The sequence below is a fragment of the Pseudomonas sp. AC112 genome, from assembly GCF_979253545.1.
In genome coordinates this window covers 6086286-6112314 of the sequence record NZ_CEEDCM010000001.1, presented here as the reverse complement: position 1 = coordinate 6112314, position 26029 = coordinate 6086286, and the positions used below count along the sequence as shown (strand labels likewise).

The 26029-nt window shown below is 62.5% G+C and carries 21 protein-coding genes; 17 read left to right on the top strand and 4 right to left on the bottom strand.

Annotated elements, in window-relative coordinates:
• Window positions 1–95: 95 nt before the first annotated feature.
• Complete coding sequence (locus tag AC0IYN_RS28270; RefSeq protein ID WP_406599303.1) at window positions 96–1487, bottom strand: sensor histidine kinase; 1392 nt, start codon at window positions 1485–1487, stop codon at window positions 96–98.
• Window positions 1465–2148 carry a response regulator transcription factor gene (locus AC0IYN_RS28265; protein WP_003219726.1) on the bottom strand — a complete coding sequence of 228 codons (684 nt, stop codon included), beginning with the start codon at window positions 2146–2148 and terminating at the stop codon, window positions 1465–1467. The genes AC0IYN_RS28270 and AC0IYN_RS28265 overlap by 23 nt, the downstream gene beginning before the upstream one ends.
• 315 nt (window positions 2149–2463) lie before the next feature.
• On the opposite strand from AC0IYN_RS28265, the gene AC0IYN_RS28260 reads away from it, so the two are divergent.
• Window positions 2464–3369 carry a hypothetical protein gene (locus AC0IYN_RS28260; RefSeq protein WP_471844351.1) on the top strand — a complete coding sequence of 302 codons (906 nt, stop codon included), beginning with the start codon at window positions 2464–2466 and terminating at the stop codon, window positions 3367–3369.
• A 98-nt stretch (window positions 3370–3467) separates the two neighbouring features.
• On the opposite strand, the gene AC0IYN_RS28255 is transcribed toward AC0IYN_RS28260, so the two are convergent.
• Window positions 3468–4679, bottom strand: coding sequence for a multidrug effflux MFS transporter (locus AC0IYN_RS28255; protein WP_471844349.1), 1212 nt, complete (start codon window positions 4677–4679; stop codon window positions 3468–3470).
• 92 nt (window positions 4680–4771) lie between these two features.
• On the opposite strand from AC0IYN_RS28255, the gene pdxR reads away from it, so the two are divergent.
• From pdxR to AC0IYN_RS28230, 5 genes are all read left to right on the top strand, one after another.
• Entirely contained in the window at window positions 4772–6193 is a 1422-nt protein-coding gene (pdxR, locus tag AC0IYN_RS28250; RefSeq protein ID WP_471844347.1) for a MocR-like pyridoxine biosynthesis transcription factor PdxR, read from the top strand.
• 26 nt (window positions 6194–6219) lie between these two features.
• Window positions 6220–6558 (top strand): hypothetical protein, encoded by a 339-nt coding sequence (locus tag AC0IYN_RS28245; RefSeq protein ID WP_016975572.1) that lies wholly within the window; start codon window positions 6220–6222, stop codon window positions 6556–6558.
• 96 nt (window positions 6559–6654) lie between these two features.
• A complete protein-coding gene (locus AC0IYN_RS28240) occupies window positions 6655–7884 on the top strand; it encodes a TolC family protein (protein ID WP_471844345.1) in 1230 nt (409 codons plus the stop codon).
• Window positions 7877–9052 (top strand): efflux RND transporter periplasmic adaptor subunit, encoded by a 1176-nt coding sequence (locus tag AC0IYN_RS28235; protein WP_471844343.1) that lies wholly within the window; start codon window positions 7877–7879, stop codon window positions 9050–9052. Before AC0IYN_RS28240 ends, AC0IYN_RS28235 begins: the two co-directional genes overlap by 8 nt.
• Window positions 9049–12207, top strand: coding sequence for an efflux RND transporter permease subunit (locus AC0IYN_RS28230; RefSeq protein ID WP_471844341.1), 3159 nt, complete (start codon window positions 9049–9051; stop codon window positions 12205–12207). The genes AC0IYN_RS28235 and AC0IYN_RS28230 overlap by 4 nt, the downstream gene beginning before the upstream one ends.
• Here AC0IYN_RS28230 and AC0IYN_RS28225 read toward each other — a convergent pair.
• Window positions 12137–13045: a MurR/RpiR family transcriptional regulator gene (locus tag AC0IYN_RS28225; protein ID WP_012723775.1), complete on the bottom strand. Its 909-nt coding sequence runs from the start codon at window positions 13043–13045 to the stop codon at window positions 12137–12139. The two genes, AC0IYN_RS28230 and AC0IYN_RS28225, sit on opposite strands and share 71 nt — an antisense overlap.
• Before the next feature lie 284 nt (window positions 13046–13329).
• On the opposite strand from AC0IYN_RS28225, the gene AC0IYN_RS28220 reads away from it, so the two are divergent.
• The 11 genes from AC0IYN_RS28220 to AC0IYN_RS28170 all read left to right on the top strand — a co-directional run bounded on the left by AC0IYN_RS28220 (window position 13330) and on the right by AC0IYN_RS28170 (window position 26027).
• Complete coding sequence (locus AC0IYN_RS28220) at window positions 13330–15267, top strand: bifunctional 5-dehydro-2-deoxygluconokinase/5-dehydro-2-deoxyphosphogluconate aldolase (RefSeq protein ID WP_457248970.1); 1938 nt, start codon at window positions 13330–13332, stop codon at window positions 15265–15267.
• Window positions 15268–15397: 130 nt separating this feature from the next.
• The gene (iolE, locus tag AC0IYN_RS28215) at window positions 15398–16285 is read left to right on the top strand and encodes a myo-inosose-2 dehydratase (protein WP_406599683.1); all 888 of its coding nucleotides are present in this window, start codon (window positions 15398–15400) and stop codon (window positions 16283–16285) included.
• Window positions 16286–16288: 3 nt separating this feature from the next.
• Entirely contained in the window at window positions 16289–17077 is a 789-nt protein-coding gene (gene iolB / locus AC0IYN_RS28210) for a 5-deoxy-glucuronate isomerase (protein WP_471844338.1), read from the top strand.
• Window positions 17078–17106: 29 nt separating this feature from the next.
• Window positions 17107–17922, top strand: coding sequence for a TIM barrel protein (locus AC0IYN_RS28205; RefSeq protein WP_471844336.1), 816 nt, complete (start codon window positions 17107–17109; stop codon window positions 17920–17922).
• 10 nt (window positions 17923–17932) lie between these two features.
• Window positions 17933–19864, top strand: coding sequence for a 3D-(3,5/4)-trihydroxycyclohexane-1,2-dione acylhydrolase (decyclizing) (iolD, locus tag AC0IYN_RS28200; protein ID WP_471844334.1), 1932 nt, complete (start codon window positions 17933–17935; stop codon window positions 19862–19864).
• 19 nt (window positions 19865–19883) lie between these two features.
• Window positions 19884–20894: a bifunctional inositol 2-dehydrogenase/D-chiro-inositol 1-dehydrogenase gene (gene iolG / locus AC0IYN_RS28195; RefSeq protein ID WP_406599679.1), complete on the top strand. Its 1011-nt coding sequence runs from the start codon at window positions 19884–19886 to the stop codon at window positions 20892–20894.
• 154 nt (window positions 20895–21048) lie between these two features.
• Window positions 21049–22077 (top strand): Gfo/Idh/MocA family protein, encoded by a 1029-nt coding sequence (locus AC0IYN_RS28190; RefSeq protein WP_406599678.1) that lies wholly within the window; start codon window positions 21049–21051, stop codon window positions 22075–22077.
• 127 nt (window positions 22078–22204) lie between these two features.
• Window positions 22205–22381 carry a hypothetical protein gene (locus AC0IYN_RS28185; protein WP_012723783.1) on the top strand — a complete coding sequence of 59 codons (177 nt, stop codon included), beginning with the start codon at window positions 22205–22207 and terminating at the stop codon, window positions 22379–22381.
• Window positions 22382–22429: 48 nt separating this feature from the next.
• Window positions 22430–23359, top strand: coding sequence for a sugar ABC transporter substrate-binding protein (locus AC0IYN_RS28180; RefSeq protein ID WP_038848453.1), 930 nt, complete (start codon window positions 22430–22432; stop codon window positions 23357–23359).
• Window positions 23360–23424: 65 nt separating this feature from the next.
• On the top strand, window positions 23425–24978 hold the full coding sequence (locus AC0IYN_RS28175) for a sugar ABC transporter ATP-binding protein (protein ID WP_406599677.1): 1554 nt from the start codon (window positions 23425–23427) through the stop codon (window positions 24976–24978).
• A 26-nt stretch (window positions 24979–25004) separates the two neighbouring features.
• Entirely contained in the window at window positions 25005–26027 is a 1023-nt protein-coding gene (locus AC0IYN_RS28170) for an ABC transporter permease (RefSeq protein ID WP_471844330.1), read from the top strand.
• Window positions 26028–26029 lie beyond the last annotated feature (2 nt).

Here is a 26029-nt window from a genome sequence, read left to right as displayed (position 1 = left end):
TTGCCGGCGATCGCGGTAGATCTGTCAATATTTCCAGCGACTGATACACCGCTATCGCCGGCAAGCCGGCTCCTACAGTGGGTTGAGTGTTTGTGTTATTCGGGCATGAGTTGTTGGCGGCATTCGAGGGTCAGGCGGGCACCGCCTTGCTCGCTGCTGCCCACCTCGAGTTTGAACCCGTGCAGGTTGATGATTGCCGCCACAATCGACAAGCCCAAGCCGAACCCGCCTTGCTGGTCGCTCTCATCCACGCGATAGAAACGTTGGAACACCGCGTCACGTTCCGCCGCCGGGATGCCCGGTCCGGAGTCGTGCACTTCAATGCGTGTGCTGCCAGCGTCATTGACCCCACGCAGAATTACCTCGCCGCCCGGCGGGGAGAACTTGATCGAATTGCTCAGCAGGTTGGACAGGGCTTCGAACAACAGGGCGCGGTCGCCGGTGATCCACGGCAGGGATTCCGGAGTTTCGAGCCGCAGTTGCAGTTCGCCTTCTTCGGCCAGGGGCAGGTAGAAATCGTGCAGTTCGCGCAACAGCGGCAACGGGTCCATCACCAAAAAGCCTGATCGACGCTGGTGGTCTTCCAGTTCGGAGATGCGCAGCAGCCCGCGAAAGCGCGCCATCAAGGTGTCGGTTTCGGCAATCGCGTCGTCCAGTTTCACCGCATAGTCCGACTCTGCCTCGGCCTCCTGCCGGATGCGGTACAGCTGTGCACGCAGGCGAGTCAACGGGGTGCGCAGGTCGTGGGCGATGTTGTCGCACACGCCCTTGACCTCGTTCATCAGCTTTTCGATGCGGTCGAGCATGGCGTTGACGATGGCGGCGAGCATGTCCAGTTCGTCACGCCGATTGGACAGCGGCAGGCGGTGGGTGAGGTCGCCGGCCACGATGGCTTCGGCACTCGCCTGGATCCCACGGATGCGTCGCAACGGACGGCGGCGCAACAAGTGCCAGCCGGCGGCGCCGGGGATAATCGTCAGGGACAGCGCCCACAGCAATGCGTGCCAGATGATGCGGGTTACGCCGAACAACGATCCGTTGGCCCGCACCAGCACCAGCCAGCGGCCGTCGTCGGTGTGGGTGGCCACTGCGTCGCAGCTGTCCTTGGGCAGTTTGGGGTCGTTGGACTCCACGCAATTGGCCAGGGCGTGGATCTTGCCGTCCAGGGGCAGATCCGGCGGAATCGCGCGGATCGGCCCGCTGAGGGGCTGGAATTGCTCATCGAACAGCCCGTAGGCGTCCACGCCCTTCATGTCGAAGGTCATGCTGGTGGTCAGGGCTTCCACCAGTTCCTCGCCGTCGAAGCGCTGGAACAAATGCTGGCGCTGCATCAGGGAATGGCGCGACAGGTCGCCCAGGTACCCGGACACCTCGTAATACAGCACCCCCATGAGGATGCAGCTCCAGGCCACGAACAGCGAACTGTACAACGCCAGCAGGCGACTGCTGGAGGAGCGCCAGCCTTTAGAGGGGTTCAGCAATGACATAACCGGAACCTCGTACCGTGCGGATCAGCGGCGTGAGGCCCGGTGGGTCGATCTTCTTGCGCAGGCGACCGATATGCACGTCGATCAGGTTGGTGCCCGGGTCGAAGTGATAACCCCAGACCTCCTCGAAGATCATCATGCGTGACAGGATCTGCCCGGTGTTGCGCATCAGGAATTCGAGCAGCTTGTATTCGGTGGGCAACAGGCTCAGGGGTTGTTCGGCGCGGCTGGCTTCGCGGCTGATCAGGTTCAGTTCCAGGTCGGCGACGCGCAGGGCGGTTTCGAATTCCTTGACCGTGCTTTTGCGCCGTAGCAGCACTTCAACGCGGGCGGCCATCTCGTCCGAGGCGAACGGCTTGGTGAGGTAATCGTCACCACCGGCGCGCAGGCCGCGCACGCGTTCGTCTACGTCGGAGAGGGCGCTGATCATCAGGATCGGCGTGGAGACGCCAATGGTGCGCAGTGTCGTGACGATGGCGAGGCCATCGAGTTCCGGCAGCATGCGGTCAAGGGTGATCAAGTCGTAGTCCCCGCTCACGGCGCGGACCAGGCCTTCGCGGCCGTTGTCTACCCAGTCTACGTCCAGTCCATGGCTACTCAGCTCGGCGACGATCTCGCGGGCCGTTACGGCGTCATCCTCGATGGTCAAAATACGGGTCATGGGATTACCTTTCACACTGGAAGACCGCATTCGCCGGCAAGCCGGCGCCTACAGAAGTACGGGCATTTTGCCAAGAAATGGCTGAACGCTTCCTAAATAAAACTTCATGTTGGCAAAACCGCCACATTGATCTTCGGGAATGCATAAAGCCCGCCTGCCACTGCCGTTTCTTGCAACTTGCATGGTCCTAGGAAGTTCAAGTTATTTAACTTGTTGAAATATATAGATATTTATTTTTGTGGCGACTGGCATGGTGCCTGCACTGTCCCTTTTGAGACTTGTAACACTATTTTTCTGCCTTGGAGCACAACAACAATGATCACATCTTCATCCACGCTGCAAGAGTCGAGCGCGCTCTCCGGGGTCTCCTGGGGGGCGATTTTTGCTGGGGCGGCCGCTGCGGCCGCATTATCCCTGATCCTGGTGCTGCTGGGCTTCGGCCTGGGCTTTTCGGCGGTATCGCCGTGGGCTGACAGTGGTATCAGTGCCAAGGGGCTTGGCATTTCCACGATTGTCTGGCTGGCGTTTACCCAGATCGTCGCGTCCGGGCTGGGCGGTTATATCGCCGGCCGGTTGCGGGTGAAGTGGGCGAATATGCACGGCGACGAGGTGTACTTCCGCGACACGGCCCATGGTTTCCTGGCTTGGGCTGTGGCCACGCTGATTACTGCGGTACTGGTGGTCGGTTCAGTGAGCAGTGTCGTCAGCGGTGGGGTAAAAGCCGGTGCCAGTGTTGCTGCCGGCGCGGCCAGCGGTATCACTCAAGCCGCTGGCAGTGCAGCCAAGGGCGTCAACGGTGGCGATTTCGACTATTACGTCGACAGCCTGTTCCGTGATGATCGCCCGGTTGCCGTCAGTGATGACGCCGCCCATGGCGTGGTTGCCCGCATCTTTACCCGCACCCTGAGCAACGATGGCCAACTGGCCCCTGAAGACCGTGCCTACCTGGCCCAGTTGATCAGCCAGCGCACCAACCTCAGCCAGGCGGACGCCGAGGCGCGTATCGACAAGGTCTATGGCGATGCCCGTAAAGCCGTTGAAGACGCCAAGCTCAAAACCAAGCAAGCCGCTGACACCGCTGCAAAAGTCGCTGCGTATACCTCGCTGTGGACCTTTGTCGCGCTGTTGATCGGTGCGTTCTTCGCCAGCTTCGCAGCCACCTTTGGCGGTCGCCGTCGCGATGCCGTGGTGTATGTCGAAACCGAACACTTCGTACGTTAATTCAAGGAGAACATCATGCGCTCATTACTGCTTTGGTTCCTCGGTGTGCCTATTCCGGTGATCATCCTGATCGCGATCTTCATGCACTGATTGTTGCGTTACCCGAGCCGCGCCTGAGCAACAGGCGCGGCTTTTTGCTGCAAGGCCAGCCAGCTAGTCCCCAGCAACACACTGGCCAGTGCCGTAATCATCACCAACGGTGCCGACGTGCCATCGGACAACAGCCCGGTCGCCCAACTGCTTACAGCCGTCAGGAACATCTGGGTGAAAAAGAACAGCCCGGATGCCGTTCCCGCGATTGCACCGTAAGGCTGCAGCACCGACAGCTGACAGGCCGGAATCACCATCCCTACCGACACCATGATCAGCACCATTGGCAGCACAATCGCCAGCCATTCCCCCGGCAGCGCGACGGTCGCCAGCGCGAGAATCCCACTGCCCAGCACGTTCACGCCTATACCGGCGACGATCAAACGGTCTGCCTCGAAGCGCCGCACCAGCCGACGAAACAGGTTCGCGCCCAGCATGTAGCCGCTGATGGTTGCTGCGAATACCAGTGCGTAAGCAGTCGCGGACAGATGAAACCCCCGTTGCAGCAACGCCGATGACTCGCTGATAAACGGAAAATAGGTGCTGTACACGCAACCGATCGCCACGGAGTAACGCAGGAAGTAGCGGTCACGCAGCAGTTGGCCGTAAATGCGCAGCAGCCCACGCGGCGGGGCGGCGGCGACTTCCGCCGGGCGGGTTTCAGGCAGACGGCGATACACCACCAGGCACAGCACAGCTCCGATCACGCCCAGCAGCACGAACAGCCCGCGCCAGTGGATGAACGGCAGCATCAGGCTACCCAGTACCGGCGCGGCCATGGGCGAAATTGCCATGGCCATGGAGATCAGCCCAAGCAGGCGTGCTTGCTCGTTGCGGTCGAAATAATCGCGCACGATCACACGGCCGATCACGGTGGTGCAACAGCCACCCAAGGCCTGGAACAGTCGGGCGATGATCAACACGGCGATGTTGTCCGCCAGGGCGCAAGCTGCCGTGGCGAGGACATACAGAAACAACCCGGCCAGCAACACTGGACGACGACCGAAGCGGTCGGTGAGCGGACCACTGACCAGTAGCGAAATCGCCGAGCCGAGGGCGTACAGCGTCAGGGTCAGTTGCAGCTGGCTGTCGCTGGTCTGGAAGGCGTCGGCCATGGCGGGCAGGGCTGGCAGGTGCATGTCCAAGGTCACGCGTGGCAAGGCGATGAGCACGGTCAGCAGCACCAGCCAGAACCCGGTGGAGAGGGCGCGTTGAGTCATGTGAGGCCTCGATGCAGAGAGTAGAGCCCCGACTCTAACGGGGTTGTGGTTTAATCCTCTGGGCCATTTATGCCTGCATCGATAGGACCACTATGAGCCGAGGAAAAACCGCCGCCGCCCTCGACCTGCCGCGCCCCAATACGCTGGACGCGGGCAAGCAGCAGGGCGCCTACGACGCCTTGCGCGGGGCGATCCTGAACCGTCAGTTGCCGGCGGGCAGCCGCTTGCCTTCCACGCGCAGCCTTGCCGAGCGCTGGCGTGTGTCCCGTGGCACGCTGGAAGCAGCGTTCGACCGCCTGCACAGCGAAGGCTATGTGCAGCGCGTGGCCGGCTCCGGCACACGGGTGTGCGCGGTGATCCCCGAGCAATTCATTGCGGCGCCATTGGCCAGGGAAGCCCCGCGCCGCGCCGTGCAGCCGGATCAGCCGGAGGCCGGTGTGCAGAGCCATGTACCTTTCGTTGCACGCCGCCCGGATGCCAGCCTGTTCGATCTGAAGACCTGGGCCCGTTGCATTTCCCGTGGCTTATTGACGGCAGGCCCGGGCGTGCTGGAAGCGGCGCATCCGGCCGGCTTGCTCGAATTGCGCGCGCAGATTGCGGACTACCTGCGCAGCTATCGCGGCCTGCAATGCGAGGCCGATGAAGTGATCGTCACCACCGGTATTCGCCATGCCCTCGACCTGATCGCGCGCAGCCTGCTGCAACCGGGCGACACGGCGTGTGTCGAAGACCCCGGCTATCTGCCGGCGCGGCGCTTGTTCGCGATGGCTGGCGCGAACGTGCAGGGCATTCCCGTCACGGCTGAAGGCCTGGACACCGCCCAACTCCCCGAGGTCGCCCGCTTGGCCTACGTCACCCCGGCGCACCAGGCGCCGCTGGGCATGACGCTGTCGGTGTCCCGTCGCCTGGCGCTGCTGGACTGGGCAGCCCGCGCCGACGCCTGGGTGGTCGAAGACGACTACGACAGTGAGTACAACTACAACACCGCACCGCTGGCTGCGCTCAAATCCCTGGATTCAGGCGACCGGGTGATCTACTGCGGCAGCTTCAACAAGAACCTGTTCCCCGGTTTGCGCGTGGGCTTCATGGTGGTGCCCAAGGCGTTGCGTCGCGGGCTGTTGCGCACCTTGCAGCTCACCGGGCATTCGGTGGGGGCCACTGATCAATTGGGGTTGGTCGAGTTCTTGCGCAGTGGCGCCTTCGTGCGTCACTTGCGCGCCTCGCGCCAGGCGTACCAGGCCCGTCGCGATGCGTTGCTGGAATGCCTGGGCGGGCGCTGCGCGGTCAGTGGCCAGCAGGCAGGGTTGCATTTTGTGTTGTGGTTGCCGGCCGATGTCGAAGAAGGCGATTTCTGCAACCATGCCGCCGAAGCCGGGTTGACGCTGCAGCCTCTGGGCAAGTTCTGTCACGGCGTGAGCTTGCCGCCGGCGGTGATCATCGGCTACACCGCGTTGACCCTGGCCCAGATCCGCTATCACGGCCGAGTTCTCACGCAATTGTTAATAGCGGCTTAACCCGCGCTTGGCTAGACTCGCGCCCCATGAGCCGCCTTTTGCGTTTAGTCCTGGTCCTGCTGTTGAGCCTAACGCTTCCCCTGACCGGGATGGCGGGTGTGCCGTCGAGCACCGAACCCTGCCCGATGAAGATGTCGGACATGCAGGTGATGACCGACATGAACCCTGACTGCTGCCAGGACGGCGTCGATCACGGCAAGGCCTGCAAACCCGGCCAGGAGTGCAAGACTGGCGGCTTGCTGCAACTTTCCTTGCCGGTGCTCAAGGCGCCGTTGACCCTGGCGCATCCGCTGCTCGTCAGCGCCTCTTCGGATTTCATCCCGGACCGCACGCCGTCCGGCGTCTGGCGCCCACCCCGTTCCTGATTCCTGTTGCACCTCAAGACGCATCCCCTGACCGGGATGGCTTTGCTGTGGGCCGCGTAACGCGGCGCGCAGCGCAACGGAACAGGAATCTTCAACATGAATCCCTTCTACATGCGCGCCCTGGTGGTGGGCGTGCTGGCGTGGCCGGCGTGGGCGAGTGCGCTGACCCTGGACGACGCCCTGCGCCTGGCGCAGAACAACGCACCGTCGCTCGCTGCTGAGTCGGCCAAGTTGCAAGCCGCGACCCAGGCGGCGATCCCGGCGGGCGAACTGCCCGACCCGAAGCTGGTGGTTGGCCTGCAGAACTTCCCCATCGGTGGGCCCAATCGCGGCACGTTGTATGGCGATGACATGACTGAACAAATGATCGGTATCCAACAGCAGGTGCCCAGCCGCGACAAGCGCAAGGCGCGTATCGAGCTGGCCGATGCCACGGTGGAGCGCACCGCCGCCGAAGGTCGGATCGAGCGCCTGAACGTGCGCCAGGCCACTGCCCAGGCCTGGATCCGTGCCTATGCGGTGGAACGCAAGGAGGCCTTGTTCAAGGACTTCTACCAGCAGAACCGCCTGCTGCAAGACAGCGTGCGTGCGCAATTGGCCGGTGGTCGCGGCCAGCCCTCGGATGCGGTGATACCACGACAGGAAGCCGCCGAGCTGGCCGGACGCGAAGATGAACTGGTCCAGCAACGCGCCCAGGCCCGCGCGGCGCTCAAGCGCTGGATCGGCCCAGCCGCCAATGAAGCACCCAGCGGCCAGTTGCCCAACTGGCCCATCGACGGGCGTTACAACCTGCATCAACACCCTGAACTGCAAGCCTTTGCGCCGCGCACCCGCGAGGCCGAAGCGCGGTTGCGCGAAGCCAAGGCGCAAAAGACTTCGGACTGGAGTTGGGAAGTGGACTACCAGCACCGTGGCCGTGAATACGGCGATATGGTCAGCCTGCAATTGAGTTTCGACCTGCCGATCTTCCCCGGTCGCCGGCAAAACCCCGGGATCGCCGCCAAGCAAGCCGAGCTGGATCAACTGGATGCCGAGCGCGAAGCGGTCACCCGCGAACACACCCAGCAACGGGATGATGACCTCGCGCAATACCAGCGTCTGGACCGCGCCGTGCAGCGCAGCCAGGACAGCCTGGTGCCCCTGGCTGAAGAGAAGGTCGCGCTGAGCTTGGCCGGTTATCGCGCTGGCAAGGGTGACTTGCTCAATCTGGTCGGCGCCCGACGTGAGCTGGTCGAAGCGCGTTTCAAACAGATCGATGCCCTCGAGCAACGTGCCTTGGTTGGCGCGCAGCTGTATTTCGCCTACGGAGAAGCCTCCCATGATTAATCGACTCCTCGCGGTGGCGTTGTTGGGCGGCGGCCTGGGCGCCGGTTACTGGCTGGCGCAGGCACCAGCGCCCGTCGCGGCCATGGCCGACAAACCGGCGCTGTACTGGTATGACCCCATGTACCCGCAGCAGAAATTCGACAAACCCGGCAAGTCGCCTTTCATGGACATGCAGTTGGTGCCGCGTTATGCCGAAGGCGCTGCAGACAGCGCCGCTGTGCAGATCGACCCCCGTGTGGCGCAGAACCTCGGTGTGCGCCTGGCAACGGTCACGCGAGGCGTGTTGGCGTCCGCGCTGGAGCTGTCTGGCATCCTCGCCTTCAACGAGCGTGACGTCGCCGTGGTACAGGCGCGGGCGGGCGGCTTTGTCGAGCGCGTGTATGACCGCGCGCCAGGGGATGTACTCAAGGCTGGCGCGCCTCTGGCTGACCTGTTGGTACCCGAATGGGCGGCGGCCCAGGAAGAGTTCCTGGCCTTGCGCCGTAGCGCGGATGCGCCGCTGTTGGCGGCTGCGCGCCAGCGTTTGCGCCTTAGCGGTATGCCCGCCGGGTTGATCGCGCAGATGGAGCGAAGCGGCCGTGTGCAATCGGTATTGACCGTCGCCAGCCCCATCGGCGGCGTGGTGCAAACCCTCGACGTGCGCGAAGGCATGACGATGGCGGCGGGGCAGAGCCTGGCGCGCATCAATGGCCTGGATCGCCTGTGGTTGCAGGTTGCTGTGCCGCAATCTCAAGGTGCGGCCCTGGCTGTGGGGCAGGCGGTGGAAAGCCGCTTTGTCGGGCTGCCGGGGCAAGTCGTCAAGGGCGCCGTCAGTGCCATTCTGCCGACGATCGCCGGCGACAGCCGTACCGTGCAGGTTCGCGTTGAACTGCCCAATGCCGATGGCACCTTGCGCCCCGGCATGACGGCCCAAGTGCGTCTGGCGCAATCCTCCGCGCAATCCGTGTTGCAGGTGCCCAGCGAAGCGTTGATCCGTACCGGTAAACGCACGTTGGTGATGCTGGCCGAGGAGGGCGGGCATTACCGCCCGGTGGACGTCGAGGTCGGCGCTGAAAGCCAGGAGATGACGGTGATCCGCAGCGGTTTGCAGGAAGGCCAGCAGGTGGTCGCGTCCGGTCAATTCCTGCTGGATTCTGAAGCCAGTTTGCGCGGGATTATCCAACCATGATCGCCTTATTGATTCGTTGGTCAGTCGCCAACCGTTTTCTGGTAGTGCTCGCGACGTTGTTTGTCACGGCCTGGGGCGTCTGGGCGGTGCAAAACACGCCGGTCGACGCACTGCCGGACCTCTCCGATGTGCAGGTGATCATCCGCACGCCGTATCCCGGCCAGGCGCCGCAGATCGTGGAAAACCAGGTCACCTACCCGATGACCACCACCATGCTTTCGGTGCCGGGCGCCAAGACCGTGCGCGGGTTTTCCTTTTTCGGCGACAGCTACGTCTATGTGCTGTTCGACGAAGGCACCGACCTGTATTGGGCGCGTTCGCGGGTGCTGGAATACCTCAGCCAGTTGCAGGCGCGCTTGCCCGTATCGGCCAAGCCAGCGTTGGGTCCGGACGCCACTGGCGTCGGCTGGATCTACCAGTACGCACTGGTGGACCGCAGCGGCCAGCATGACCTGGCGCAGTTGCGCGCCTTGCAGGACTGGTTCCTCAAGTTCGAACTCAAGACCCTGCCCAATGTGGCCGAAGTCGCGACCATCGGTGGCCAGGTCAAGCAGTACCAGGTGCAGCTCGATCCGCTGGCCCTGGCCAATCGCGGCATTACCCAGGCACAGGTCGTGGAGGCCATCGGCAAAGCCAACCAGGAAACCGGCGGCTCGGTGCTGAACATGGGCGAGTCCGAGTACATGGTGCGGGCGTCCGGCTACCTCAAGTCACTGCAGGATTTTCGCGGGATTCCCTTGCGGCTGGACGCCAACAGCGTGCCTGTCACCCTCGGTGATGTGGCAACCGTTCAACTGGGGCCAGACCTGCGTCGGGGCGTCAGCGAGCTGGACGGCGAAGGCGAGGCGGTGGGCGGTGTAGTGATCCTGCGCAGTGGCAAGAATGCCCGTGAAGCCATCGCTGCGGTCAAGACCAAGCTGGAACAACTGAAAAGCAGCCTGCCGCCCGGCGTGGAGATCGTCACCACCTACGACCGCAGCAAACTCATCGACCGCGCCGTGGACAACCTCAGCCACAAGCTGCTGGAAGAGTTCGTGGTGGTGGCGCTGGTCTGCGGGATTTTCCTGTGGCACCTGCGTTCGTCCCTGGTGGCGATCATCTCGCTGCCGGTGGGGGTGTTGATCGCGTTTATCGTCATGCGCTTCCAGGGCATCAACGCCAACATCATGTCCCTGGGCGGCATCGCGATTGCCATCGGCGCGATGGTCGACGCGGCAGTGGTGATGATCGAAAACGCCCACAAGAAAATCGAAGCCTGGCACCACGCCAATCCGGGTCGTGAACTCAAGGGTGAAGACCACTGGCAGGTGATGACCGACGCGGCGGTCGAGGTCGGCCCGGCGCTGTTTTTCTGCCTGTTGATCATCACCTTGTCGTTCATTCCGGTGTTCACTTTGCAGGCCCAGGAAGGTCGCTTGTTCGGCCCGCTGGCCTACACCAAGACCTACGCCATGGCGGCCGCCGCCGGGTTGTCGGTGACCTTGATCCCGGTGCTGATGGGCTACTGGATTCGCGGGCGCATTCCGGATGAGCAGCGTAACCCGCTCAATCGCGGCCTGATCAAGCTCTACCAGCCTGCACTGGAGGCGGTGCTGCGTCGGCCGCGCCTGACCCTGGTGGTAGCGTTGCTGGTGGTCGCCAGTGCGGTGTGGCCGATCTCGAAACTGGGCGGTGAATTTTTGCCGCCGCTGGACGAAGGGGACTTGCTGTACATGCCCTCGGCACTGCCGGGGCTGTCGACGCAAACGGCGGGTGAGTTGCTGCAACGCACCGACCGGCTGATCAAGACCGTACCCGAAGTCGCACACGTGTTCGGCAAGGCCGGTCGCGCCGAAACCGCCACTGACCCGGCCCCGTTGGAAATGTTCGAGACCACTATCGAGTTCAAGCCCCGTGACCAATGGCGCCCCGGTATGACCCCGGACAAACTGGTGAAGGAACTCGACCGCGTGGTGCAGGTGCCGGGGTTGACCAACATCTGGATCCCGCCGATCCGCAACCGCATCGACATGCTTGCCACCGGCGTGAAAAGCCCGGTCGGCGTGAAGGTCGCCGGTACCAGCCTGATGCAGATCGACGCAGTGACCCAGGCGGTGGAAAAAGTCGCCAAGGGCGTGCCGGGCGTCAGTTCAGCCTTGGCCGAACGCTTGACCGGCGGGCGTTACATCGACGTGGATATCGACCGGGCAGCGGCCGCGCAATACGGACTGAACATCGCCGATGTGCAGTCGATTGTGTCGGGTGCCATCGGCGGGGAAACCATTGGCGAAACCGTGGAAGGCCTGGCGCGCTTCCCGATCAGCCTGCGCTATCCAAAGGAATGGCGCGACTCGGTGACGGCCTTGGCAGGTTTACCGATCTACACGCCGTCAGGCAGTCAAATCACCCTGGGCACGGTGGCCAAGGTCAAGGTGAGCGACGGCCCGCCGATGCTCAAGAGCGAAAACGCACGGCCTTCCGGCTGGGTCTACATCGACGTGCGCGACCGCGACCTGGCATCGGTGGTGAAGGATCTGCGCGCGGCAATCAACCAGCAGGTGCAGCTCCAACCGGGCATGAGCCTCAGCTATTCGGGGCAGTTCGAATTCCTGGAACGGGCCAATCAGCGCCTGAAACTGGTGGTGCCGGCGACTTTGCTGATCATCTTCGTGCTGCTGTACATGACCTTCCGCCGGGCGGACGAAGCGCTGCTGATCCTGGCGACTTTGCCGTTCGCACTGACGGGTGGGGTGTGGTTGCTTTACTGGCTGGGCTTCAACTTGTCGGTGGCGACGGGCGTGGGGTTTATCGCGCTGGCCGGTGTGTCGGCGGAGTTCGGCGTGATCATGCTGCTGTACCTGAAAAACGCCTGGGCTGATCGCAAGGATGGGGATCTGCTGGCCGCCATCACCGAAGGCGCGGTGCTGCGGGTACGGCCCAAGGCGATGACGGTGGCGGTGATCATCGCGGGCCTGTTGCCGATCCTGCTGGACGGCGGCACCGGCAGCGAAGTGATGAGCCGCATCGCCGCGCCGATGATCGGCGGGATGCTCACCGCACCGTTGTTGTCGCTGTTTGTGATTCCGGCGGCCTATCGGTTGATGCTCAGTCGTCGAACCCAACCTGCTCATGAATCTCATCCACCTTCAACTCCAATCGGTACGCCACCGCAATAAACAACGCCTGGCACAGGCACAGGGTGGCGCTCAACGAGCGGAAGGCAAACGACGAGCCTTCATTCACCAACAGCACCGCGTTCGCCCGCTTGGCCAGGGGCGACAGGTTGCTGTCGGTGATGATCAGGGTCTTGGCCTGGTGGTGCTGGGCGATGCGCAGGCAGTGCTGGGTCTCCTTGCCATACGGCGTGAAGCTGATCGCAATCACCAGGTCATTGGCGCGCACGCTGCGCATCTGCTCGCGGTAGCTGCCGCCCAGGCCTGAAATCAGGTGGATGCGCTTGTTGGTGTGCTGCAGGTTGTAGACCAGGTAATCGGCGACCGCAAAGGAGCGGCGCACGCCGACCACGTAGATATTGTCGGCGTTGACCACCAGGTCCACGGCTTTGTCGAACGCGACATCATCCAGCTCCAGCCCCAGGCGCTCGATGCCGGACAAGGTCGCGTTGACGCATTCGCGCGCCAGGTCGCCGCCGCTGGCCTTCTGCGACTTGTTGGCGATCATGCTGCGGATGCGTTGCTGGTAGTTCTGCACCGGCGTGGTCTTGTGGGTGTAGGCCTCGCGAAACAGCGCCTGCATCTCACTGAAGCCACTGAACCCGAAGCGTTGCGAGAAGCGCACGATGGCCGACGGGTGCACCTCGCACTCGCGGGCGATGTCGCTGATGCGGTCAACCATGATCCGGTCGCTCTGCTGGCTCATGTAGCTGGCGATGCGCTTTAGCTGGCGCGGCAGGCTCTCGTATTCGTCGGTGATCAGCTGCAACAGGCGCTCGGCATTGATCGGAGGGCTGGCGATAGAGTCTTCCAGGGTGGTCTCGGGATCGGTGCGGGACATGGGCAATCCTTCTGGCGTTGTTGTCTGTTGCGCTGATGGGTGGCGCAAGTCTACAGGGTAGGCGCAAAAAAATACCCCAGCATCACGGCCGGCGTGGCCTGCTGAAACGATGCACTGTAGTGGGACTGGCTCTGTACAAGCTTAATGGAAAAAATATTCCAATGAAAAAATATCTGGAATAAATATTGATTGGTGTCGCCGGACGTTCTAGTCTGCTCCCACCAAGAGCGTTTGCCGTCGCCATGTCGGCACAACGCAGGCTGATAAAAATAACAGGAGCCAGCATGGGCCAGACTCGTTTTGCCAGTGGGCGTCAATTGGATCTGATTTGCCTCGGGCGCCTGGGCGTCGACCTCTATGCACAGCAAGTGGGTGCGCGGCTTGAGGATGTGTCCAGCTTCGCCAAGTACCTCGGCGGGTCCTCCGCCAACATCGCCTTCGGCACCGCCAGGCTGGGGCTCAAGTCGGCGATGTTGAGCCGCGTCGGCGACGACCATATGGGGCGCTTCCTGGTCGAGTCCCTGGCCCGCGAAGGCTGTGACGTCAGCGGCATCAAGGTCGACCCGGAACGCCTAACCGCCCTGGTGTTGCTCGGCCTCAAGGACCGCGAAACCTTCCCCCTGGTGTTCTACCGCGAAAACTGCGCCGACATGGCCCTGCGCGCCGAAGACATCAACGAAGCCTTTATTGCCTCCAGCAAGGCGCTGCTGATCACCGGCACGCATTTCTCCACCGACGGCGTGTACAAGGCCAGCATCCAGGCCCTGGACTACGCGGCCAAGCACAACGTCAAGCGTGTGCTGGATATCGACTACCGCCCGGTGCTGTGGGGCCTGGCGGGCAAGGCCGATGGCGAAACCCGCTTTGTGGCCGATCAAAATGTCAGCCAGCACGTGCAGACCATCCTGCCGCGCTTCGATTTGATCGTCGGCACCGAAGAAGAATTCCTGATCGCGGGGGGCAGTGAAGACTTGCTCGCCGCCCTGCGTAAGGTGCGCGAACTTACCCCGGCGACCTTGGTGGTCAAGCTCGGGCCGCAGGGTTGCACGGTGATCCACGGCGCTATTCCAGTGCGGCTGGAAGACGGTGCTATTTACCCCGGCGTGCGGGTTGAAGTGCTCAACGTATTGGGCGCCGGCGATGCGTTCATGTCGGGCTTCCTCAGCGGCTGGATCAACGACGCGAGTGACGAGCGTTGCAGCCAGTTGGCCAACGCCTGTGGCGGCCTGGTCGTCTCACGCCACGCTTGCGCTCCGGCCATGCCGACGCCGGCGGAGCTGGAGTACCTGTTCAACAGCCCGGTGCCGATTACCCGCCCGGACCAGGACGTGACCCTGCAACGCCTGCACCGCGTGACGGTGCCGCGCAAGGCCTGGAAACAGCTGTTCGTGTTTGCCTTCGATCACCGCTGGCAACTGGTGGACCTGGCGCAAAAAGGCGGCCAGGACCCGGCGCGCATCAGCGATGCCAAGCAACTGTTTATCCAGGCCATCGAACGCGTCGAGAAAAAACTCGCCGAGCAAGGGGTGGAAGCCGATGTCGGCCTGCTCGCCGACCAACGCTTCGGCCAGGACGCGCTCAACGCCGCCAGTGGCCGTGGCTGGTGGATAGCGCGCCCGGTGGAAGTGCAGAACTCGCGCCCCTTGGCGTTCGAACATGGCCGTTCAGTGGGCAGCAACCTGATCGCCTGGCCCCAGGAACAAATCATCAAGTGCCTGGTGCAATTTCACCCGGATGACGAGCCGATGCTGCGCCTGGAGCAAGAGGCGCAACTCAAGGCGGTGTATGAGGCGTCGATTGTCAGCGGCCATGAACTGCTGCTGGAAGTCATCCCGCCCAAGGATCATCCGTCCACCTACCCGGACGTGCTCTATCGCAGCCTCAAGCGCCTGTACAACCTGGGCATCTACCCGGCGTGGTGGAAAATCGAGGCGCAATCGGCCGAGGACTGGAAGAAGCTCGACGAACTGATCCAGGAGCGCGATCCGTACTGCCGTGGCGTGGTGTTGTTGGGCCTGAATGCGTCGGCGGAATTTCTCGCCGACGGCTTCCAGCAGGCCAGCCAAAGCACCACCTGCCGAGGCTTTGCCGTGGGCCGCACGATCTTCCAGGAACCAAGCCGGGCGTGGATGGCGGGGGAGATCGATGACGAGACCTTGATCCAGCAAGTCCAGGCCACCTTCGAACAGCTCATTAACGCCTGGCGCCACGCCAGAGACTGACACCACCCCCTGTAGGCGCCCGGCTTGCCGGCGATGGGGCCTTCAAGACCGCTATCGCCGGCAAGCCGGGCTCCTACAGGGGTGGTGCCAGCCAGAAGATGAAACCAGACAACAACAAAAAGGTGCAGCCATGCCCGCAATCCGAATTGGCATCAACCCGATCTCCTGGAGCAACGACGACCTGCCGGCCCTGGGCGGCGAAACGCCCCTGAGCACCGCCTTGAGCGAAGGCAAGGAAATCGGCTACGAAGGCTTTGAACTCAACGGCAAGTTCCCCAAGGACGCCAAGGGCGTCGGCGACGTATTGCGCCCTTATGATTTGGCGCTGGTTTCCGGCTGGTACTCCAGCCGCCTGGCCAGGCGCTCGGTGGCTGAGGAGATCGAGGCCATCGCCGGGCATGTCGAGTTGCTCAAGCAGAATGGCGCCAAGGTTTTGGTCTACGGCGAGGTGGCCGATTCGATCCAGGGCTCGCGCATTCGCCTGATCGAACGCCCACGTTTTCACAGCGAACAAGCCTGGCAGGACTACGCCGACAAGCTCACTGAACTGGCGCGTTTCACATTGTCCCAGGGCGTGCGCCTGGCGTATCACCACCACATGGGCGCTTATGTCGAATCCCCGGAAGACATCGACCAACTGATGCGCCGCACCGGTCCTGAAGTCGGCCTGCTGTTTGATTCGGGTCACTGCTACATGGGCGGCGGCGAACCGATCGAGGTGCTGCGCAAACACATCGACCGCATTTGCCACGTGCATTTCAAGGACGTGCGCAAACCGGTGGTGCAACTGGCGCGTAACCAGATGTGGAGCTTCCCCGACTGCATCGTCAACGGCACTTTCACCGTGCCCGGCGATGGCGATATCGACTTCGCCGAATTGCTCGACGTGCTGCTGGCTGCCCACTACGAGGGCTGGCTGGTGGTGGAAGCCGAGCAGGACCCGGCGGTAGCCCCCAGCTATATCTACGCGAAAAAGGGCTATGACACCTTGCGCGCGCTTCTCAACGAGAGGACTTGAGTGATGAGCTTGTTGGTCAAAAGCAGCAAACGCGGCCAGATCATGGTCGCCCTGGAAGCCGGGCGCCTGGAGTACGTGGGTTTTTCCGCCTACCGCCTGAGCCTGGGGGAAACCCTGCCGGTCAGCGCCGGTGATAAAGAACTGTGCCTGGTGCTGCTCAGCGGCCGGGTGAACATCGAAGGCGAAGGCTTCAACTGGCAGAACCTCGGGGATCGCCATTCGGTCTTTGAAGAAAAATCCCCCTTCGCCGCCTACCTGCCACCGGGCACCGATGCCCAGGTCACGGCCTTGAGCGACGTGCAGATTGCCGTGTGCGCCGCGCCGGGCAGCGAGGGCTACGCGCCACGCCTGATCCGCCCCGAAAACTGCAAGCGCAGCGTACGTGGCAAGGGCGCCAACACCCGCTACGTGTGCGACATCCTGCCCGACAGCGAGCCGGCCCATTCGCTGCTGGTGGTGGAAGTGCGCACGCCGTCCGGGCATTCGTCGAGCTACCCGCCGCACAAGCACGATACCGACGACCTGCCGCACCAGAGCTTCCTGGAAGAAACCTACTACCACCAGATCAACCCGCCCCAGGGCTTCGTGTTCCAGCGCGTCTACACCGACGACCGCAGCATCGACCAGGCCATGGCTGTGGAAAACAGCGACCTGGTGGTGGTGCCCAAGGGGTATCACCCGGTCAGCGTGCCGTATGGCTACGAGTCCTATTACCTCAATGTCATGGCCGGCCCCAAACGCGCCTGGCACTTCCACAACGACCCGCAGCACAGCTGGCTGCTGGACCTCTAATCAGCGGTTTAGGACGGAGAACAACAACAATGAAGTCGCCCCTACGTTTTGCCCTTAACCGCATGGTTGCTCCCAACCTGTCCCTGCCGGATTTCATTCAGCTGGCCGCAACGCTCAAGTGCGATGCGATCGAGATTCGCAATGACCTGGCCGACAAGCAGATCGAATTCGGTACCCCGGCCAGCCGCGTGCGCGAACTGTGCGCGGTGCAGGGCATCACCGTGTTGTCGATCAACGCGCTGTACCCCTTTGATGTGTGGAACGACGAGCGCCGGGCCCAGGCGATCACACTGGCGACCTACGCCCGTGAATGCGGCGCCCAGGGCCTGGTGATGTGCCCGTTCAATGAGCCGGGCGACACGCGCAATGAAGCCCAGCGCGCGGCCGCGTTGCGCACGGCCTTGAGCGAGTTGGCGCCGATCCTGCGCGAGTACGGGATACTCGGTTTCATCGAACCCCTGGGTTTTGAAGAATGTGCCTTGCGCCGCAAGCGCGTGGCGGTGGAGGCGATCAAGTCCATCGGCGGCCTGGATGTGTTCCGCCTGGTGCATGACACCTTCCACCATCACCTGGCCAGCGAGCATGAGTTTTTCCCGGAGTTGACCGGGCTGGTGCATATCTCCGGCGTGGAAGATAGCGAGGCGCCGCTCAGTTCGATTCGCGACGGCCACCGCGTTCTGGTGGGCGAGGGCGACATCCTGGGTAACGCCGCACAGATCGACACCTTGCTCAGCACCGGCTACAGCGGCTACTTGTCATTCGAACCGTTTGCCGAGAGCGTGCATGCATTGGCGGATATCCAGCAGGCGTTGGGGGCAAGCATCGCCCACCTGCAGAAACGATAAGGGGCGCGAAATGACCACGACAAGACTGACCATGGCCCAGGCCCTGGTGAAGTTCCTGGACAACCAATACATCGAAGTCGATGGCGTGCAGAGCAAGTTCGTCGCCGGGGTGTTCACGATTTTCGGCCACGGCAATGTGCTGGGCCTGGGCCAGGCCCTGGAACAGGATGCCGGCGACCTGGTGGTGCACCAGGGCTGCAACGAGCAGGGCATGGCCCACGCTGCCATCGGTTTCGCCAAGCAGCACCTGCGCCGCAAGATCTACGCGTGTACGGCCTCCGTCGGCCCTGGCGCCGCCAATATGCTCACCGCCGCTGCGACCGCCACGGCCAACCGTATCCCGTTGTTGCTGTTGCCCGGCGATGTGTACGCCAGCCGTCAGCCTGACCCGGTGCTGCAACAGATCGAGCAGTTCCATGACTTGAGCATCAGCACCAACGATGCCTTCCGCTCGGTCAGCAAATACTGGGACCGCATCAACCGCCCCGAGCAGTTGATGACCGCCGCCATCCACGCCATGCGCGTGCTGACCGACCCGGCCGAGACCGGCGCGGTGACCCTGGCCTTGCCCCAGGACGTGCAGGCCGAGGCCTGGGATTATCCGGATTATTTCCTGCAGAAACGCGTGCACCGCATCGACCGTCGCCCGGCGACCGCCGCGATGATCAGTGATGCATTGGCGGCGTTCCGCGGCAAGCGCAAGCCGCTGATCATCTGCGGTGGTGGGGTGAAGTACTCCGGCGCCAATGCCGCGCTGCAAGCCTTTGCCGAGCGGTTTGATATTCCCTTCGCGGAAACCCAGGCGGGCAAGAGCGCCGTGGTTTCCAGCCATCCGCTGAACGTCGGCGGGATTGGTGAAACCGGCTGCCTGGCGGCGAATCTGCTGGCGCCCGAAGCGGACCTGATCATTGGTATCGGCACGCGTTACACCGACTTCACCACCTCGTCCAAATCGCTGTTCAAGCACGCAGACGTGAAGTTTCTCAACCTCAATATCAGCCCTTGCGACGCCCTGAAACTGGATGGTGTGCAGGTGTTGGCCGACGCGCAGATCGCCTTGGAGGCACTGGCGGATGCCCTCGGCGATTACCGTTCCGGTTGGGGCGAGCAGGTCAGCGAGGCCAAGGCGCAGTTGGAGGCCGAAGTGGACCGTGTGCATCAGGTCGAATATGCCGGCGCCGGTTTTGTGCCTGAGGTCGACGACCACCTGGACCGCGCTGTGCTGCGTGAATTTATCGAGCTGACCGGCTCGTGCCTGACCCAAAGCCGCGTGCTGGGTGTATTGAATGAAACCCTGGCCGACGACGCCATCATCGTCGCCGCCGCCGGCAGCCTGCCCGGCGACCTGCAGCGCGCCTGGCGCAGCAAGGGCGTGAACACCTACCACGTCGAGTACGGCTATTCGTGCATGGGCTACGAGATCAACGCCGCCCTCGGCGTGAAACTCGCCGAACCGACCAAAGAGGTCTACGCCCTGGTCGGTGACGGCTCCTACATGATGCTGCATTCGGAGCTGGCCACCTCGATCCAGGAGCGCCGCAAGATCAACGTGGTGCTGCTCGATAACATGGCCTTCGGCTGCATCAACAACCTGCAGATCGGCAACGGCATGGACAGCTTCGGCACCGAATTCCGCTACCGCAACCCCGAGAGCGGCAAGCTCGACGGCGGCCTGGTGCCGGTGGATTTTGCCATGAGCGCGGCCGCCTATGGCTGCAAGACCTACAAGGTCAGCAGCGTGGAGCAACTCGAAGCAGCACTGGCGGATGCGCGTACTCAAACGGTTTCGACGCTGATCGATATCAAGGTGCTGCCCAAGACCATGATCCACGGCTACCTGTCGTGGTGGCGAGTGGGCGTGGCGCAGGTTTCCACCAGCGAACGCACGAATGCCGCCGCGAAAAAACTCAATGAACACCTGGCGAAGGCCCGGCAGTACTAATCACAAGAGGAGTGTTTGTATGTCTTTGAAGCTCGGTGTCATCGGTACAGGCGCTATCGGCCGGGACCATATCCGTCGTTGCAGCCAGACCTTGCTCAACAGCCAGGTGGTGGCGGTGACCGACATCAACCTGGAGCAGGCCGCCAAGGTGGTGGCTGACTTGAACATCAGCGCCGAGGTGTACGCCGACGGCCATGCGCTGATCAACTCCCCGGAAGTCGAAGCGGTACTCGTCACCTCCTGGGGGCCGAGCCACGAAGAATTCGTGCTCGCCGCCATCGCCGCCGGCAAGCCGGTGTTCTGCGAAAAACCGCTGGCGGTCACCGCCGAAGGCTGCCGCAAGATCGTCGATGCCGAAGTGGCCTTCGGCAAACGCCTGGTGCAGGTCGGTTTCATGCGCCCCTACGACGAAGGCTATCGCGCCCTCAAAGCGGTGATCGATAGCGGCCAGATCGGCGAGCCACTGATGCTGCACTGCGCGCACCGCAACCCGACGGTGGGCGAGAACTACAAGACCGACATGGCGATCACCGACACCCTGATCCACGAGCTGGATGTGTTGCGCTGGCTGCTCAACGACGACTATGTGTCGGTGCAAGTGGTGTTCCCGCGCAAATCCAGCAAGGCGTTGGCGCACCTGCGTGACCCGCAGATCGTGCTGCTGGAAACCGTCAAGGGCACGCGCATCGATGTGGAAGTGTTTGTGAACTGCCAGTACGGCTACGACATCCAGTGCGAAGTGGTAGGGGAGACTGGCATCGCCAAGCTGCCGGAGCCGTCCCAGGTGCAATTGCGCAGCGGGGCGAAGCTGTCCAACGCGATTCTGATGGACTGGAAGGATCGGTTTATCGGTGCCTATGACGTGGAATTGCAGGCGTTCATCGACAGCGTACGCGCCGGACAGGTCGGCGGGCCTTCGGCATGGGATGGCTTTGCTGCGGCAGTGGCGGCGGATGCGTGCATCGAGGCGCAGAACAGTGAGCAGATTGTGAAAGTGAGCCTGCCGGATCGCCCGCACTTCTACGGCTAAACCAATCCCGGGCAACCCCCGCTCCCTGTAGGAGCCGGCTTGCCGGCGATAGCGGTCTATCAGATTCAGCGGGATGACCTGATGCACCGCCATCGCCGGCAAGCCGGCTCCTACAGGTTTGAATGAGTTTGCAGTTCAAGTCAGGAGTGTATCTATGCGAATTGGATTGGTCGGCTACGGCCACGGAGGGCGCTTCTTTCATGCGCCGTTGATTGCAACACTGCCCGGCGCCACGTTTGTTGGCGTCGTGACGCGCTCACCCGAACGCCGTCAGCAATTGAACACGGACCATCCCGGCGTAAAAGCCTTTGACTCCATCGGCCAGATCGTCGAGGCCGGTGTCGACGCCCTGGTCATCTCCACCACCCTCAAAGGCCGCCCGGCCCTGGTGCTGGAAGCCATCGAACATGGTGTCACCGTGGTCAGTGACAAGCCCTTTGCCGCCAACGCCGAACAGGCCCAGGCGCTGATTACTGCCGCCGAGCGCCAGGGCACGCTGCTCAGCGTGTACCAGAACCGGCGTTGGGATTCGGACTACCTGACCCTGCGCAAGCTCATCGACGCCGGTGCCCTGGGCAAGATCACCCGCTTTGAGTCCCGCGTAGAACGCTACAGCCCGCAAGCCGTGGGCAACGCCAGCGGTGGTGGCTGGCTGCGCGATCTGGGCAGCCATTTGGTCGACCAGGCGTTGCAACTGTTCGGCCCGGTGGATCGAGTGTTCGCCCAACTGCACTACACCGCCGAACACCCCACGGTGGATCACGGCTTCTTTGTCTCCCTGACCCATGCCAACGGCGTGATCTCCCACCTGTGGGGCAACGCCTTGCAAAACAGCCAGGCACCGCGTTTTCGCGTTAGTGGCACGTCGGGTTGCTACACCGTCGAAGGCCTGGACGGTCAGGAAGAGGCGCTAATGGCCGGCAAGTCGCCGAAGACCGAAGGCGAGCATTGGGGCGCCGAAGAGCACCGGCGCTGGGGCTGGTTCGAACAAGGCGCGGAACGTGAGCGGGTGCCGTCGGAGAAGGGCTGCTGGACGCAGTTCTATCGGCAGTTGCAACTGGCCGTGCAAGGGCAGGGACCGTTGCCAGTGGACGCCTATGACGCCTTGGAAACCACCCGTATATTGGACGCCGCACGCCTGAGCGCCGAGCGCCAGCAGGTGGTTTCAACAAAAATAGAATAAAATTCTAAAACAGGTTGATATGGAAATTATTTTCCAATAAAGTCTTTTCCAGGTTGCATAAAGTACGTTCGGGCTCGACCCGCGCGACTCAACAAAAACAAGATCAAAAACAACCAGGTACCGTCAGATGAAAATCTTCAACGCTGTACTGCGAGTTTTACGCCCTGCCCACACGCCACGCGGTCTGCCCCGCGCCCGGCCGTTCTACTTCTCCTTCCTTAATGTGCTGTGCGTCGAAAACAAAGGCGCGCTGGTGTGCTGCATTCCAGGCGCACCGGTCGTCCGGCTGCCTGCCGAGCTCTGATAAACGCAACGTCCAAAAAACCAACAAGAAAGTGGAGACAGACCGTTCATGAAGACCCCGATCCGTTTTACCGCGCTGGCCCTGTCCATGCTGCTCGCCAGCGGTGTTGCCTCGGCTGCTGACCTCAAGATAGGCGTGAGCATGTCCGCCTTCGATGACACCTTCCTGACCTACCTGCGCGAAGACATGGACAAGCAAGCCAAGTCCTATCCCAAGGGCGATGGCGTGCAATTGCAGTTCGAAGACGCGCGTGCCGACGTGGTCAAGCAACTGAGCCAGGTCGAGAACTTTATCAGCCAGAAAGTCGACGCGATCATCGTCAACCCGGTGGATACCGCGTCGACGGCCAACATCATCAAGGCCGCCACCGCAGCGAAAATCCCGCTGGTGTTCGTCAACCGGCGTCCTGACAGCCCGACATTGGCCCCAGGCGTCGCGGCGGTGACGTCCGACGACGTCGAGGCCGGCAAGCTGCAGATGCAGTACATCGCCGAAAAGCTTGGCGGCAAAGGCAACATCGTGATCCTGCTGGGTGACCTGGCAAACAACTCCACCACCAACCGTACCAAGGGTGTGAAGGAAGTCCTGACTAAGTACCCAGGCATCAAGATCGAGCAGGAGCAGACCGGTATCTGGCTACGTGACAAGGGCATGACCCTGGTCAACGACTGGCTGACCCAGGGCCGCGAGTTCAACGCGGTGTTGGCCAACAACGATGAAATGGCCATCGGCGCGTCCATGGCCCTCAAATCGGCGGGCAAGAAGGGCGTGTTGATCGCTGGTGTCGACGGCACGCCGGACGGCCTGAACGCAATCACCAAGGGTGACATGACCGTGTCGGCCTTCCAGGACGCCAAGGGCCAGGCGGACAAGTCGGTCGAGACAGCGCGCAAGATGGCCAAGAACGAGCCTATCGAGCAGAACGTAGTGATCCCGTTCCAGCTGATCACCCCGGACAACGTCAAAGACTTCAAGTAGCCCCTACATAACAACAATAAGCCGGCAGGGCGGTCGCGCCCGCCTTGCCGATGGAGTACCTCCTTATGCTCGCTCAAGCCGCTGTCTCGCAGCCCCCCGGCATCCAGCCGTTGCCGCTGGACGAACCCTACCTGTTGGAAATCGTCAACATCAGCAAAGGCTTCCCCGGCGTCGTGGCCCTGGCCGACGTGCAACTGCGGGTACGCCCCGGCACGGTGCTGGCGCTGATGGGCGAGAACGGCGCGGGCAAGTCGACGCTGATGAAAATCATCGCCGGTATCTACCAGCCCGACGCCGGCGAGATTCGCCTGCGCGGGAAGCCGATTGTGTTTGAAACACCCCTGGCGGCCCAGAAGGCCGGGATCGCGATGATCCACCAGGAACTCAACCTGATGCCGCACATGAGCATCGCCGAGAACATCTGGATCGGTCGTGAGCAGCTCAACAGTCTGCACATGGTCAATCACCGCGAAATGCACCGCTGCACCGCCGAGTTGCTGGCGCGCCTGCGCATCAACCTGGACCCTGAGGAACATGTGGGCAACCTGAGCATCGCCGAGCGGCAGATGGTCGAGATTGCCAAGGCCGTGTCCTACGACTCCGACATCCTGATCATGGATGAGCCGACGTCCGCCATTACCGAGAAGGAAGTGGCCCACCTGTTCTCGATCATTGCCGACCTCAAGTCACAGGGCAAAGGCATCGTCTACATCACGCATAAAATGAACGAAGTGTTCGCCATCGCCGATGAAGTGGCGGTGTTCCGCGACGGCCACTACATCGGCCTGCAACGCGCCGACAGCATGAACAGCGACAGCCTGATCTCGATGATGGTCGGCCGTGAGCTGAGCCAGCTGTTCCCGGTGCGCGAGACGCCCATCGGCGACCTGCTGCTGTCGGTGCGCGACCTGACACTGGACGGTGTGTTCAAGGACGTATCGTTCGATCTGCACGCCGGTGAAATCCTCGGTATCGCCGGGCTGATGGGCTCGGGCCGTACCAACGTGGCAGAAACCATTTTTGGCATCACGCCCAGCAGCAGCGGCCAGATCTCCCTGGATGGCAAGGCGGTGCGCATCACCGACCCGCACATGGCCATCGAGAAAGGGTTTGCCCTGCTGACTGAGGACCGCAAGCTCAGTGGCCTGTTCCCGTGCCTGTCGGTCCTGGAAAACATGGAAATGGCCGTGCTGCCGCATTACTCGGGCAACGGCTTTATCCAGCAGAAAGCCCTGCGTGCGCTGTGCGAAGACATGTGCAAGAAGCTGCGGGTGAAAACCCCGTCCCTTGAGCAATGCATCGACACCTTGTCCGGCGGCAACCAGCAGAAGGCCTTGCTGGCCCGCTGGCTGATGACCAACCCGCGCCTGCTGATCCTTGATGAACCCACGCGGGGCATCGACGTGGGCGCCAAGGCCGAGATCTATCGCTTGATCTCGTTCCTGGCCAGCGAAGGCATGGCGGTGATCATGATTTCTTCCGAGTTGCCCGAAGTACTGGGCATGAGCGACCGGGTCATGGTGATGCACGAAGGCGAATTGATGGGCACCCTGGACCGCAGCGATGCGACCCAGGAAAAAGTCATGCAGTTGGCCTCCGGGATGACCGCAGTCCACTGACGTACAGAATAAAAAGGTGATGGGTTATGAACGCAATAACGGATAACAAACCTGCGACGGTGCCAACCAAAAGTCGTCGACGCATGCCCACCGAGCTGAGCATCTTCCTGGTGCTGATCGGTATTGGCCTGGTGTTTGAATTGTTCGGCTGGATCGTGCGTGACCAGAGCTTCCTGATGAACTCCCAGCGCCTGGTGCTGATGATCCTGCAGGTGTCGATCATCGGCCTGCTGGCGATTGGCGTGACCCAGGTGATCATCACCACCGGTATCGACCTGTCCTCCGGTTCGGTGCTGGCGCTGTCGGCGATGATCGCCGCCAGCCTGGCGCAAACCTCGGACTTTTCCCGTGCGGTGTTCCCGAACCTCACCGACTTGCCCGTGTGGATCCCGGTGGCGATGGGGCTGGGCGTGGGGCTGTTGGCGGGCGCGATCAACGGCAGCATCATCGCCGTCACCGGCATTCCGCCCTTTATTGCGACGCTGGGCATGATGGTCTCGGCCCGTGGCCTGGCGCGTTACTACACCGAAGGCCAGCCGGTAAGCATGCTCTCGGATTCGTACACGGCCATCGGCCATGGCGCGATGCCGGTGATCATCTTCCTGGTGGTGGCGGTGATCTTCCATATCGCGCTGCGCTACACCAAGTACGGCAAGTACACCTACGCCATCGGCGGCAACATGCAGGCGGCGCGCACCTCGGGTATCAACGTCAAGCGCCACTTGATCATCGTGTACAGCATCGCCGGACTCTTGGCTGGCCTGGCGGGTGTGGTGGCCTCGGCACGTGCCGCCACCGGCCAGGCCGGCATGGGCATGTCCTATGAGCTGGATGCGATTGCTGCGGCAGTGATCGGCGGCACCAGCCTGGCGGGCGGGGTAGGGCGTATCACCGGCACCGTGATCGGCGCATTGATCCTTGGGGTGATGGCCAGCGGGTTCACCTTTGTCGGGGTGGACGCGTATATCCAGGACATCATCAAGGGCCTGATCATCGTGGTGGCGGTGGTGATCGACCAATACCGCAACAAGCGCAAGCTCAAGCGTTAACA